The organism is Pseudomonas sp., assembly GCF_030684895.1.
Lineage (GTDB): Bacteria > Pseudomonadota > Gammaproteobacteria > Pseudomonadales > Pseudomonadaceae > Aquipseudomonas.
This window is the reverse complement of the sequence record NZ_JAUXXP010000090.1, coordinates 235416-248392: the sequence shown is the minus strand read 5'-3', so window position 1 is coordinate 248392 and position 12977 is coordinate 235416. Positions and strand designations below refer to the sequence as shown.

Genomic DNA, 12977 nt, shown 5'->3' with positions numbered 1-12977 from the left:
GATCTGGTATGCCCCCAGCGTGCGTGAAGGCTGGCAGCGCTGGAGGACCTGGTTGCGCCATGCGCGGGACAGTGATCTGCCACCACTGCAGCGCTTTGCCCGAAACCTCAAACGCTATGCCCGAGGAATCCTCGCCAGTGCGCGCTTCCGCATGCATACCAGCCTGCTGGAAGGGGTGAACAACCGCATCAAGTTGATCAAGCGTATGGCCTATGGCTTCAGGGACTCGGACTACTTCTTCCTGAAAATCAAGGCCGCCTTCCCCGGGAAAGCGCGATGAACCATAAAAAAGCCCCGCGTTTGCGGGGCTTTTTGTTCTAAACGTTCTAGATCTCGCGAGCTAGAGTCAGCCTAGGCAAAAGCACTCGCGGGCGCGGAGTTTACGAGCTGTAAATGAGCAAGCCCGCGAGTGCTTTTAACGACGGATGGCCGACGCGCAGCAGATCGGTGTGGATTACAACCGCAGGCCGCCGTCCAGCTCCAAGATACGACCGGTGTAGTAGTCGTTTTCCAGGATATAGGCCACCGAGTGTGCGATCTCGGCGGGTTTGCCCATGCGCCGTAGTGGGATGACCGAAGTCATGCGCTCCAGCGCTTCCGGCTTCATGCTGGCAACCATTTCGGTCTCGATAAAGCCCGGTGCAACGCCTGCAACACGGATGCCGTAACGTGCCAGTTCCTTGGCCCAGACCACGGTGTCGGCCGCTACGCCGGCCTTGGCGGCGGAGTAGTTGGCCTGGCCGATATTGCCGGCGCGGGAGATCGAGGAAATGTTGATGATCGCGCCTTCGTTCTTCAGCTCGATCATCTTCGCCGCCACTTCACGGGTGCAGAGGAACACGCCGGTGAGGTTGACGTCGATTACCGATTGCCACTGGGCCAGGCTCAGCTTGGTGATTTCGCCATCCTTGACCTTGATGGTCAGGCCGTCACGCAGGATGCCGGCGTTGTTGACCAGGCCGTTGATCGCGCCGAAGTCTTCGGCAATCTGTGCCACGGTCTGGGTCACTTGCTCTTCATTGGCGACGTTGCACAGGTAAGCGCGCGCTTCCACGCCCTGGGCCTTGCAGGCGGCCACGGCTTCGTCGAGTTTTTCCTGGTTCAGGTCGACCAGCGCCAGTTTTACGCCTTTCTCTGCCAGGTATTCGGCCATGGCGCGGCCCAGGCCCTGACAGCCGCCGGTAATGATGATGACCTTGTCTTTAAGTTGCATCGCGAGTCCCCTCAAATGGTGTCGTGTGGCCTTGCCGGCGGTTAATCTAGGCGCCTCCCGTTCTGTGACGGATTTTATGCAAGGAGTCATAAGTTGAGCGTGAAAGCCGGCAAGCATGCCCGAGAATTGCTGCTCAAGGAATACCGTGGCGTGCTCAGCAGCCATTCCAAGGCCATGCCGGGTTTCCCTTTCGGATCAGTGGTGCCCTATTGCCTGGATGCTGAGGGTTATCCGCTGATCCTGATCAGCCGTATCGCCCAGCACACCCACAACCTCAAGCAGGACGGCAAATGCTCGTTGCTGGTGGGTGAGCGTGGGGCGGAGGATGTACAGGCGGTCGGCCGTCTGACTCTGCTCGCCGAGGCGCGACAATTGGAGGGCGAGGCGCAGATTGCTGCGGCTGCGCAGCGCTATTACCGCTATTTCCCCGATTCGCGCGGCTATCACCAAGCGCATGACTTCGACTTCTGGCGCTTGGAACCGGTGCGCTGGCGCTATATCGGCGGTTTTGGCGCGATTCATTGGCTGGACCAGGTGGCGCTGGCCAATCCCTTCGCCGGCGAGAGTGAAATCAGCATGGCCGAACATATGAACAGTGACCATGCCAACGCCATCGGCCACTATGTCCAACTGGCCGGCTTGCCCAGCCATGCGCCGGCCGAGCTGGTCGGTCTCGATAGCGAAGGTTTCCACCTGCGCATCGGTCAGAGTTTGTATTGGTTGGCGTTTCCAACATCCTGTAACAGTCCGGTTGAGGTGCGCCAGGCTCTGGTGGCACTAGCCCGCGCTGAAGTCTGGCCGACCGACGGTCAGGCTTCAGCTTGAATTCAGCCTAACGCCCCATACTTCTGTTTTATAGGAAGCTGATCTTCCGTTAAGGAACCTTTGATGCGCGCTTTTCTGTTTCTGTTTCTGCTATTTCCGATCATCGAGCTAGCCCTGCTGATTCAGGTGGGCAGCGCCATCGGCGTGTTGCCAACCCTGTTGCTGGTCATTGGCTCAGCGATTCTTGGCAGCGTGCTGCTGCGTGTCGCCGGTGTTGCCACGGCGTGGCGTGCGCGGGAAAAACTGGCGCGTGGTGAGCTACCCGAGCAGGAAATGCTCGAAGGCCTGCTGATCGCCGTCGGTGGTGGTCTGTTGCTGCTGCCGGGTTTTATCAGCGACATCCTCGGCGTGTTCTGCCTGATCCCCTTCACCCGCCGCCTGCTGGTCAACAAGGTGCGCCTGCGCGCCGCCGAGCAGGCCATGCGTCAGCGCGCCTTTTTCGACGACCAGGCCGCCCGCTCCGGGCAAGTTCGACCGGGTGTGGCCCAACCCAATGTGCTGGAAGGCGAATACGAACGCCGCGACTGATTTTCGGCTCGTAAGAAAAGCCTGTTAGATCGTAAAAATTTCACCCTCAGCCCTTGAAATCCCCTTGCGCGCCCTTATGTAGCGGTCACCGCAAGGTTTTATGTTCAGACTTCAGCGCTGCGCCTGGCGTAGCGCTACCGGCCTCGCCGGACTTTGCTAACCCGCCGGTGCTTACACCGGCCGCTGTAAACCACCTATTGGGAGAGATCGACAATGAAGCTTCGTCCTCTGCATGACCGCGTTGTAATCCGTCGCAGCGAAGAAGAAAAGAAAACCGCCGGTGGCATCGTGCTGCCAGGTTCCGCTGCCGAGAAAGCCAACAGCGGTGAAATCCTCGCTGTCGGTACCGGCCGCGTGCTGGACAACGGTGAAGTGCGTGCCCTGGCCGTTAAAGTCGGCGACAAAGTGGTGTTTGGCCCTTACTCCGGCAGCAACACCATCAAAGTTGACGGCGAAGACCTGTTGGTAATGAGCGAGAGCGAAATTCTCGCTGTCGTTGAAGGTTGATTTCAGCGCCCCGTCGCTACGAATTCCGCTCTATTTGAACGAATCAAGGAATAACCATCATGGCTGCTAAAGAAGTTAAATTCGGCGATTCCGCCCGCAAGAAAATGCTTACTGGTGTCAACGTTCTGGCTGACGCAGTAAAAGCCACCCTCGGCCCGAAAGGCCGTAACGTGATCATCGAGAAGAGCTACGGCGCTCCGACCATCACCAAGGACGGCGTTTCCGTTGCCAAAGAAATCGAGCTGAAAGATCGCTTCGAGAACATGGGCGCCCAGCTGGTTAAAGACGTGGCTTCGCGTGCCAACGATGACGCTGGCGACGGCACCACCACCGCCACCGTGCTGGCTCAAGCCATCGTCAACGAAGGCTTGAAAGCCGTCGCTGCCGGCATGAACCCGATGGACCTCAAGCGCGGCATCGACAAGGCGACCATCGCCATCGTTGCTGAGCTGAAGAAGCTGTCCAAGCCATGCGCGGACACCAAGGCCATCGCTCAGGTCGGTTCGATCTCCGCTAACTCCGACAGCTCCATCGGCGACATCATTGCCGAAGCCATGGAAAAAGTCGGTAAAGAAGGCGTGATCACCGTTGAAGAAGGCTCGGGCCTGGAAAACGAACTGTCGGTTGTTGAAGGCATGCAGTTCGACCGTGGCTACCTGTCCCCCTACTTCATCAACAAGCCGGACACCATGGTTGCCGAGCTCGACGGCCCACTGATCCTGCTGGTCGACAAGAAGATCTCCAACATCCGCGAACTGCTGCCAGTTCTCGAAGCTGTGGCCAAGTCCGGCCGCCCTCTGCTGATCGTGGCCGAAGACGTTGAAGGCGAAGCCCTGGCGACTCTGGTGGTGAACAACATGCGCGGCATCGTTAAAGTCGCTGCTGTTAAAGCACCGGGCTTCGGCGACCGTCGCAAGGCCATGCTGCAGGACATCGCTGTGCTGACTGGCGGTACCGTGATCTCCGAAGAGATCGGTCTGAGCCTGGAAAGCGCTACCCTGGAGCACCTGGGTAACGCCAAGCGCGTGATCCTCAGCAAAGAAAACACCACCATCATCGACGGTGCTGGTCAGCAAACTGATATCGAATCGCGCGTTGCGCAGATCCGTAAGCAGGTTGAAGACACCTCGTCCGACTACGACAAAGAGAAGCTGCAAGAGCGTCTGGCCAAACTGGCTGGCGGTGTTGCGGTGATCAAAGTCGGTGCCGGCACCGAAGTTGAAATGAAAGAGAAGAAAGCCCGCGTTGACGACGCCCTGCACGCAACCCGCGCAGCCGTTGAAGAAGGCGTGGTACCTGGCGGTGGCGTGGCTCTGGTTCGCGCACTGCAAGCCATCAGCGAGCTGAAAGGCGACAACGCCGATCAGGACGTGGGTATCGCGCTGCTGCGTCGTGCTGTTGAAGCACCGCTGCGTCAGATCGTTTCCAACGCTGGCGGCGAGCCAAGCGTAGTGGTCGACAAGGTCAAGCAGGGTTCGGGCAACTTCGGCTTCAACGCCGCTACCGACACCTACGGCGACATGATCGAGATGGGTATTCTCGATCCGGCCAAGGTCACCCGCTCGGCGCTGCAAGCTGCAGCTTCGATCGGCAGCCTGATGATCACCACCGAAGCGATGATCGCCGAAGTGGTTGAAGACAAGCCGGCCGGTGGCGGTATGCCGGACATGGGTGGCATGGGTGGCATGGGCGGCATGATGTAAGCCAGCCCGGCCCCTTGCAGGCCGCCGCCAGGCGGCTTGCACGTTGTAAAGAAAACCCCGTGCCTGTCACGGGGTTTTCATTTTTATCGGCTATAAACAGTCCTCGCGGCAAAGCGGTACGTCACTTGCTTGGTGTGATGCGCGCTCCCGGACTGGAGCCTGTCAATCTGCGCTGTGCTGCCGGTCAGCATTGCCGCTTCTTGTTTTGACCTCACCTGGATGTGCTCTACCACGCCGCTTTGCCGTGTGGCTGGAGGTTGTGCCGGTTAGGCTGTTGCCTGCGGCTGTTTTAAAACCGCTGGTTCTATGACGCACCACGCTGATGCAAATGGGCAATTAAGTGACTGTGGGTGTGTTACCGCCAGGTGCGCTGATGCGGCGCTAATCCTTGGTTTGCTCGCGCATTGAACCAATGGCGTGAATGCAACTCCAAGCCTGGCCTGCTAAATGGCTTGCGTGTGGATCAGGATGATCAGGATGGAGTTTCCGGCAGCGCCGGCAGTAACGACCGCTGGTCGCAAAGCGCGACATTGCGGTTATCAGTGATCTAGGGTCTACAAACAGCGTTTGGCAGCGCTATCAAGAGGTTGCAGTGATGAAGCTAGAAATCGCACGAGGTTTGTTCCTGGTGACCGCGCTCAGCGTGGCCTCGCTCGCGGCGGCGGCCTGGCAAGAAGCCAGCCCCCAGGTCATCACCCTTAATGAGCGTGGCTACTGCCCGCTGCCGCCCCAGGCGCGAATGGCTGAGGCGCTCAAGCCTGATCAGGACCTGCTGCTGTTTATGTTCAGCCTGTCCCAGGGCGCCCGATCACCAGGTTAAGCCTGCTGACCTGACAATTCGATAGACAGAAAAAAGCCCTGCATTGCAGGGCTTTTTGGTTAGTGGGCCTTGGCTGTGGCCGGTGGTGCATCGGGTTGCGCCAGCAGGCTGTAGACGCACGGCAGCACGAACAGGGTAAACAGCGTGCCGATCGACATGCCGGTCGCGATCACCAGACCGATATCGAAGCGGCTGACCGCGCCAGCGCCGGTTGCCAGAATCAACGGCACCATGCCGAAGACCATAGCAGCGGTGGTCATCAGCACCGGCCGCAGGCGAATCGCCGCCGCTTCTTCGACGGCCTCACGACGTGACAGGCCTTTCTCGCGGCGCAGCTGGTTGGCGAACTCGACGATCAGGATGCCGTGCTTGGTGATCAGGCCGATCAGCGTTACCAGGCCCACCTGGGTGTAGATGTTCATGCTCGACAGGCCGAGGAACAGTGGAATCAGCGCACCACAGATCGACAGCGGCACCGTGACCATGATCACCAGCGGGTCGCGGAAGCTCTCGAACTGCGCGGCCAGCACCAGGAAGATCAGCGCCAGCGCCAGGCCGAAGGTCACGTACAGCGCGCTGCCTTCCTGCACCAGTTGCCGCGAGGCGCCGGCGAAGTCGTAGGCGTAACCGGCCGGGGCTTCCTCGCGCATGATCTGCGTCACCGTGTCGATGGCTTCACCCATGCTGACAATCGGTACGCCCTGGATAATCGCCGAGTTGAGCTGCTGGAACTGGTTGAGTTGGGTTGGCCGCGCACGGTCGCTGACCTTGACCAGGGTCGACAGGGCCAGCATCGCGCCGCTTTCGCTCTTCACGTAGTAGCTACCGAGCCACTCCGGGTTGTCGCGATACGCGCGCTCGACCTGGGCGATCACCTTGTAGCTGCGCCCGTCGATGGTGAAGCGGTTGATCTCGCCTTCACCGAGCAGGCTGGCCAGGGTCAGGCCGAGGTCCTCCATCGACACGCCCATTTGCGCGGCTTTCTCGCGGTCGATTTCCACCACCACTTCCGGCTTGTCGAAGGCCAGGTCGACATCGAGGAAGGCGAACTTGCCGGATTCCACCGCGCGTTGTTTGACCCGCTCGGTCACCTGCAGCAGCGACTGGTAGTCGTTGGGCGTGTTGATCACGAACTGGAACGGCAGACCCTCACCGGTGCCGGGCAGGGACGGCAGGTTGAAGCCGAAGATCTGCAGGCCGGCGATCTGCGACAGGCGCGCCTGCACCTCCGGCAAAATCTCCATCTGTGTGCGTTCACGCTCGTTCCACGGCGTCATCAGAAAGCCGCCGATACCCGATTGCACACCGTTGAAGCCGTTGATCTGGAACGAGGAGTAGTACTCGGGGAACTCCTTGAAAATGGTCACGAACTCGTCGGTGTAGGTGTTCAGGTACTCCAGGTTGGTCGGTTGCGGCGCGCTGGCCATCATAAAGATGATGCCCTGATCTTCTTCCGGGGCCAGTTCGCTTTTGCTGAACTTGAGCAGCACCGGGATCAGGCACATGACGATCACTGCAAACACCAGCACCACCGGACGAGTGTCCAGGGTGCCGTGCAGGGCGCGCTGATAGCGCTGCTTGAGGCCGTCGAAGATCTGGTCGAGCTTGTGCGCCAGGCCTGATGGATTTTCTTCGTGACGCAGCAGCTTGGCGCACATCATCGGCGATAGGGTCAGGGCGACGATGCCGGAGATGATTACCGCGCCGGCCAGGGTCAGGGCGAACTCTTTAAATAGCGCACCGGTAAGGCCCTCGAGGAAGCCGATCGGCGCGTACACCGCCGCCAGGGTAATGGTCATCGACACCACCGGTACGGCGATCTCGCGCGCGCCTTCGATGGCCGCATCGAACGGCGTTTTGCCTTCCTCGATATGCCGGTGGATGTTCTCCACCACGACGATGGCGTCGTCCACCACCAGGCCGATAGCCAGCACCATGGCCAGCAGGGTCAGCAGGTTGATCGAGTAGCCCATCAGTTGCATAAAGAACAGCACGCCGATCATCGACAGCGGGATGGTGATCACCGGGATCAGCACCGAACGGAATGCACCGAGGAACAGGAACACCACCACGATGACGATCAGCACGGCCTCGAACAAGGTCTTCACCACCTCATCGATCGAGGCCTGGATAAACAGCGTGGCGTCGTAGGCGATGGAGACTTTCAGGTTCGGCGGCAGCTGCGCTTCCAGGTCCGGCAGGACCTTGCGCACTTCCTTGATCACATCCAGCGGGTTGGCCCCCGGCGTGCCCTTGATGGCGATGTACACCGACGGCGTGCCGTCGAAGGAGCTGATCGAGTCGTAGCTTTCCGCGCCCATTTCCACCCGCGCCACATCGCCGAGCAGCACGCGGCTGTCGCCGACTGTCTTTAGCGGGATGGCGGCAAACGCCTCGGCGGATTTGAGGTCGGTTTCGGCATTGATGCTAGTGACCACATACTGGCCCTTCACTTCGCCGGCTGCGGCGAGGAAGTTGTACTTGCGCACCGCGTCATTCACATCGCCGGCGGTCACGCCGTAGGCGCCCATCTTCACCGGGTCCAGCCACAGGCGCATGGCAAACACCTGATTGCCGAGAATTTCGGCCTCGGCCATGCCGGGCAGGGTGGCCAGCTTGGGCTGGATGACCCTTGAGAGGTAGTCGGTGATCTGCGGGTTGCTCAGTTCATCGCTGTAGAAGCTGAGGTACATCAGCGCCGTGGAGTCAGCGGCTTCCTTGCTCAGTACCGGGTCTTCGGCGTCTTGGGGCAGCTGGTTCTTCACCTCGTTGGCCTTGGCCAGCAGTTCGGTGAACAAACGGTCGCTATTGGCGCCGATGCGCGCATAGATCGAGATGACCGACACGTTCTGTCGGCTGACCGAGGTCATGTAATCGATGCCGTCGGCGCTCGCCAGGCTCTGTTGCAGCGGTTGGGTGATATAGCCCTGGATTGTCTCGGCATTGGCCCCGGGGTAAGCCGTGGTCACCGTGATCAGGGCGTTTTCCATCTGCGGGTACTGGCGGATGGTCAGTTTGCTGAACGCCTGCAAGCCAAGCAGGATGATCAACAGGCTGACCACGGTCGCCAATACCGGGCGACGGATAAAGGGATCAGTAAAAGCCATAAAAGAAATTCCTTTGCGCCAGCCTCGATTACTCGACGCTTGGCTTGGTCTGGGCATTGGCGATGCTGACGTGGGCGCCGTTATCCAGCTTCAGCTGGCCGGCGGACACCACTTGCTCACCGGCCTGCAGACCTTTGCTAATCACCACCTGGCTTTCGCGGCGCTCGCCGGTCTCGACGAAGCGGCGCTCGACCACCAGTTCGGCCTGACCTTTGTCGTCTTTGACCACCTGGCCGTCTTCGCTCTTTTTCTCGCCGATCACGTACACCGAGTTGCCATACAGGGTGTAGGTGATAGCAGTTTCCGGAACGACGATGACGTTCTGCTCGCCTGGCAGCAGCACTTCCAGGTTGGCGAACATACCGGGCAGCAGTTTGTTGTCCGGGTTGACCAGCATGGCGCGCACTTGCACGTTGCGGGTGGTGTCTTCGACCTTGGGGTTGATCGCGGCAATTTCGCCCTCGAACACCTCATCCGGGTAAGCCGCCACGCTGAAGCGCACGCGCTCGCCGATGGCCAGTTTGGGCACCGCCTGCTCGGGCAGGAAGAAGTCGACGTAGAGCTTACTCAGGTCCTGCAGGGTGGCGATGGTGGTACCTGAGGACAGGTAGTCACCGACGTCGACCTGGCGGATGCCGATGGTGCCGGCAAACGGCGCGATGATGCGTTTCTTCGCCAGCATGGCTTTCAGTTGGGCAACGCTGGCGTTGGCCTTCTGCAGGCTGGCGGAGAGGCGGTCGAACTCACTTTTCGAGATGCTCTGGCGATTGACCAGGCTGCGGCCGCGCTCGTATTCCACGCGGGCCAAGCCCAGTTCAGCCTCAGCGGTGGCCAGGCTGGCCTGCTCGACATCGCTGTCCATTTGGATCAGCGGCTGCTGCAGGGTGACCTGCTCGCCGGAGCGGAACAGCACCTGCTGCACGGTGCCGCCGACCTCTACGGTCAGGTCAACGCCCTGAAAGGCCTTGAGCGTACCGATGGCTGGCAGGCGGCCCTGCCACGGGCGTTCTGCTGCCGTCGCGGCATCGACGCTGATGGCCGGCTGCGGCGCGGAGAACATCTGCACTTGTTGGTAGATGGAGAAGCCTTTGTAGGCGGCGAGGGCGAGTACCACGACGAGTACCGCGCCGAGCATAATCAGCATGCGGCGGAGCAACATATTCCGGTTCCTTGGCAAGGCGGTTGGATAGCCTGGGAATAGGCAAGAGGGGCACAGTAGACCTCGCGCACGGGCCTGTCAAAGATTCGCATTTGCAAAATATTGTTGTGCAAAAGTTGCCTGTTTGATCAAGTTTTTTTTACGCAAAATGCCAGCAGATGCTGGCATTTTGTGTGTGCGCTAGGGTGGTTCTTGGTAATCAGGCACTCAGGCGTTGGGTCACCTCATTGAGCTGCCCGGAGAGCACTTGCAGGTTTTGCCCGGCGCTTTCGGTGCGTTGTACGTTCTCTTGGTTGGCGGTGGCGATGGCGGTGATTTCCGTGAGGTTGCGCGAGATGTCTTCCGCCACCGAGGTCTGTTCTTCGGCGGCGGTGGCGATCTGCCGGTTCATGTCGCGAATTGCTTCCACCGCGCCGGTGATCAGTTGCAGGGTGGCGCCGGCTTCGGTGACCTGGGTCACGCCTTCCTCGCTGCGCTGCTGGCCGCTTTCAATTGCACGTACGGCATTGACCGCACCGGTTTGCACAGTGTCGATGATCTGGTGGATTTCTGCCGTCGACTCGGCGGTGCGCTGGGCCAGGGTGCGTACTTCGTCGGCCACTACGGCAAAGCCGCGGCCCTGCTCGCCGGCGCGGGCCGCTTCGATGGCGGCGTTGAGGGCCAGCAGGTTGGTCTGTTCGGCGATGCCGCGAATCACTTCCAGCACTTTGCCGATGCGTCCGCTGTCGGCTTCCAGGCGCCGAATCACCTCCGAAGTGTTGCTGATCTCACCGCGAATATCGGTGATGGTCTTGATGGTCGCTTGCATCACCGTTTCGCCCTGGCGCGCGGCGCTGTCAGCGGCATCGGCCGCGCCGGCGGCTTCGGCGGCGTGGCGCGCAACTTCCTGGGCCGTGGCGGACATTTCATGCATGGCCGTGGCGACCTGGTCGGTGCGCGAGAACTGCTCGCGGGTGCCCTGGGCCATCAGCGTGGCGATGGAGTTGAGCTCGCCACTGGCGGTGTCCAGATCCGCCGTGCTGCGTTTCAGGCGGGTGAAGGTGTCGGAGAGGAAGTCACGCAGGATATTCGCGGCAACAGCAAGATTGCCCAGTTCATCCTGGCGGGTCGATTCCACATGCTTGCCGAAGTTGCCCTGGCTAAGCTGGGCGATATGCTCGATCAGCTCGCGGATCGGGTTGATCAGGTTGCGGTTGAGCAGCCACAGGCTGAACAGCGCGATCACTACGGTAGCGCCGAGCATCAGCAGGGTGCCGAAGGTGATGGTGCGGTCGGCCGAGGCGTTGATCAGGCTGGCCTGCTCCAGGCTCTGCTGGTGCAGCTCGCTGGCCAGGGTTTCCATCTGCTGGGTGGTGTTGCGGTCAATCCCGGAGACCGCCTTGTCGCCGACCGCAGCGTCACCGCCGGCAGCGACAAAGGCATCGCGACCCTTGCGGTAGTTGGCGCCGAGCGTCTGGTGCTCGCTGCGCAAGGCTTCGATCTTGGCTTTCAAGGCGCGGTCGGCGCCAGCCAGTTCGCTCAGTTTGCCCAGGGAGTCCTGTACCTTGCGCTCCTGTGCTTCAAATTGGCTCCAGTATTTGTCCAGCTGGGCTTTGTCGTTGCCCCGCAGCAGAACGTTTTTCCATTCCTGTACCTGGGTCTTGAAGTTCAGGTTGGTCACATCGATCAGCGCCGAGGCCTCCAGTGGGCCCGCCAGCAAGCCACGGTAGGCCTGCATGCCGTTGGAGAGGAAGCTGAAGCAGGCCAGTGCCGTGACCAGAATCAGCGCCAGGCTGCCGCCGAGCAGGGCGAGAATTTGCGCGCGCAAGGATTTCTGCAGAAACATGGGTAATACCCCTGAGTGTGGGAGGCGGGATGCCAGTGACGCTGACTGCGCCCTAACTGCGAAGGTCCCTATCGACTGGTATCGGCTGGGCCGGATTGCCTGAAAGCAACGGCCAGCTAGGAGTATAGATCGGCTCTGCGGCAGCGCTCTTTAGCGTGCCGCAGGCGTGTTACAGGTTCAGTGGCGGGGCGTTTATACCAGGCGCAGGTGGTTATCCCACAGGCCAGCGGGGAGTTGCAGGGGGCTGCTGCTGATCCGCGTGCTGCGGCAGTCGTACAGGCGGCAACGGCCGACGCCGCTACTGACCACAAAACCATCAGCTACCGCGCCCACTCCGGCGCAGTCGGCCAGGGGTGCATCCAGGCGCAGCTCGGCGCTGTCCAGGTCCCAGATAAACACCCGATTGCCGCGTGGTGCGGTCAAGGCGAGCAGGCGCAGCTCGCTGTGGATTGCCACGCTGGCGGTGTACTGGTTCATCAGCTGGCGCTGCGCATCGGCCACCGGGAAGTGCTGGTACGGCTGGCCAGGGCGCTTGATCGCCAGCAGCGGCACCACATCGCTGATTTCACCCATATATTGCTGACCGGTCACCAGGGTGCCGTCGCTGGCAATCGCCATATGGCGCACGCTGTTCATTCGCTCGGGCAGCTGCTCCTGGCTGACCAGGCTGCCGTCGCGGCGCAGCAGCACCAGGCTGGAGTCCATAGCATCAAGGTTCATTTCCACCCGGCTGTCGGCCTCGGTACGGATGCCGCCGTTGGCCACCGCCAGGGTTTCACCGTCTGGCAGCCAGAGCAGCTGGTGCGGGCCGATGCCGTGGGTCGACAGTTCGCTGCTGCGCAGCAGCTGTTCACCGTGCAGGCGATAGACGCCGAGTACGCCGCGACCGGGATCGGCGGTGTCGTTCTCGGTGGCGTACAGCCATTCGCCGTCCTTGTGGAATACTGCGTGGCCGTAGAAGTGGCGCTGCTTGGGCGTATTCAGGGTCTGCAGCAGGCGGCCGTCACGGGTGTCGATCAGGTAGCTCTGGGTGCTTGGGCGACGGCCGACAAACAGCGCCATCGGCAGAAACGGGTGGCCGATCACATCGTGGCAGCGCTCGCTGACCTGGGTGGCAAACGCCTGGCTGCCATCCAGCCGGTAGCCGACCGCAAAGTGCTTGCCGGCGCTGTCGTTGCGCGCCGACAGCAGCAGCGGCTGCGCGTCGCTGTGCATCAGCGTCCAACCGCCCAGAGCGCTCGCGGCCAATGCCGTGCCAGTGAGACCAAGGAAGGTTCGGCGCTTCATCTG

General features: G+C 61.0%; 11 protein-coding genes. 6 read left to right on the top strand and 5 right to left on the bottom strand.

The window, feature by feature from the left end:
* The coding region (locus Q8M42_RS20690) for a transposase (protein WP_305285545.1) at positions 1-280 on the top strand (280 nt) is incomplete at its 5' end.
* A gap of 174 nt (positions 281-454) precedes the next feature.
* On the opposite strand, the gene Q8M42_RS20685 is transcribed toward Q8M42_RS20690, so the two are convergent.
* Complete coding sequence (locus Q8M42_RS20685; protein ID WP_304863256.1) at positions 455-1213, bottom strand: SDR family oxidoreductase; 759 nt, start codon at positions 1211-1213, stop codon at positions 455-457.
* Between the two features lie 93 nt (positions 1214-1306).
* Between Q8M42_RS20685 and Q8M42_RS20680 the strand changes: the two genes are divergently transcribed.
* From Q8M42_RS20680 to Q8M42_RS20660, 5 genes are all read left to right on the top strand, one after another.
* Entirely contained in the window at positions 1307-2038 is a 732-nt protein-coding gene (locus Q8M42_RS20680) for a HugZ family protein (protein WP_304863254.1), read from the top strand.
* A gap of 63 nt (positions 2039-2101) precedes the next feature.
* The gene (locus Q8M42_RS20675; protein ID WP_304863252.1) at positions 2102-2566 is read left to right on the top strand and encodes an FxsA family protein; all 465 of its coding nucleotides are present in this window, start codon (positions 2102-2104) and stop codon (positions 2564-2566) included.
* Between the two features lie 213 nt (positions 2567-2779).
* Entirely contained in the window at positions 2780-3073 is a 294-nt protein-coding gene (locus tag Q8M42_RS20670; RefSeq protein WP_090249058.1) for a co-chaperone GroES, read from the top strand.
* A gap of 59 nt (positions 3074-3132) precedes the next feature.
* Positions 3133-4776: a chaperonin GroEL gene (gene groL / locus Q8M42_RS20665; RefSeq protein WP_304863250.1), complete on the top strand. Its 1644-nt coding sequence runs from the start codon at positions 3133-3135 to the stop codon at positions 4774-4776.
* A 595-nt stretch (positions 4777-5371) separates the two neighbouring features.
* The gene (locus Q8M42_RS20660) at positions 5372-5596 is read left to right on the top strand and encodes a hypothetical protein (RefSeq protein WP_304863247.1); all 225 of its coding nucleotides are present in this window, start codon (positions 5372-5374) and stop codon (positions 5594-5596) included.
* Positions 5597-5655: 59 nt separating this feature from the next.
* Here the strand turns inward: Q8M42_RS20660 and Q8M42_RS20655 are convergent, their stop codons facing one another.
* From Q8M42_RS20655 to Q8M42_RS20640, 4 genes are all read right to left on the bottom strand, one after another.
* On the bottom strand, positions 5656-8703 hold the full coding sequence (locus Q8M42_RS20655; RefSeq protein WP_304863245.1) for a multidrug efflux RND transporter permease subunit: 3048 nt from the start codon (positions 8701-8703) through the stop codon (positions 5656-5658).
* 28 nt (positions 8704-8731) lie between these two features.
* On the bottom strand, positions 8732-9862 hold the full coding sequence (locus Q8M42_RS20650; RefSeq protein WP_304863242.1) for an efflux RND transporter periplasmic adaptor subunit: 1131 nt from the start codon (positions 9860-9862) through the stop codon (positions 8732-8734).
* Positions 9863-10061: 199 nt separating this feature from the next.
* Positions 10062-11687, bottom strand: coding sequence for a methyl-accepting chemotaxis protein (locus Q8M42_RS20645; RefSeq protein WP_304863240.1), 1626 nt, complete (start codon positions 11685-11687; stop codon positions 10062-10064).
* A gap of 192 nt (positions 11688-11879) precedes the next feature.
* On the bottom strand, positions 11880-12974 hold the full coding sequence (locus Q8M42_RS20640; RefSeq protein ID WP_304863237.1) for a DUF1513 domain-containing protein: 1095 nt from the start codon (positions 12972-12974) through the stop codon (positions 11880-11882).
* Positions 12975-12977 lie beyond the last annotated feature (3 nt).

Bases quoted from the DNA above. Each gene is read 5' to 3' on its own strand.
- Q8M42_RS20685 (WP_304863256.1), bottom strand. From the start codon at position 1,213: ATGCAACTTAAAGACAAGGTCATCATCATTACCGGCGGCTGTCAGGGC.
- Q8M42_RS20675 (WP_304863252.1), top strand. From the start codon at position 2,102: ATGCGCGCTTTTCTGTTTCTGTTTCTGCTATTTCCGATCATCGAGCTA.
- Q8M42_RS20670 (WP_090249058.1), top strand. From the start codon at position 2,780: ATGAAGCTTCGTCCTCTGCATGACCGCGTTGTAATCCGTCGCAGCGAA.
- groL (WP_304863250.1), top strand. From the start codon at position 3,133: ATGGCTGCTAAAGAAGTTAAATTCGGCGATTCCGCCCGCAAGAAAATG.
- Q8M42_RS20660 (WP_304863247.1), top strand. From the start codon at position 5,372: ATGAAGCTAGAAATCGCACGAGGTTTGTTCCTGGTGACCGCGCTCAGC.
- Q8M42_RS20655 (WP_304863245.1), bottom strand. From the start codon at position 8,703: ATGGCTTTTACTGATCCCTTTATCCGTCGCCCGGTATTGGCGACCGTG.
- Q8M42_RS20650 (WP_304863242.1), bottom strand. From the start codon at position 9,862: ATGTTGCTCCGCCGCATGCTGATTATGCTCGGCGCGGTACTCGTCGTG.
- Q8M42_RS20645 (WP_304863240.1), bottom strand. From the start codon at position 11,687: ATGTTTCTGCAGAAATCCTTGCGCGCGCAAATTCTCGCCCTGCTCGGC.
- Q8M42_RS20640 (WP_304863237.1), bottom strand. From the start codon at position 12,974: ATGAAGCGCCGAACCTTCCTTGGTCTCACTGGCACGGCATTGGCCGCG.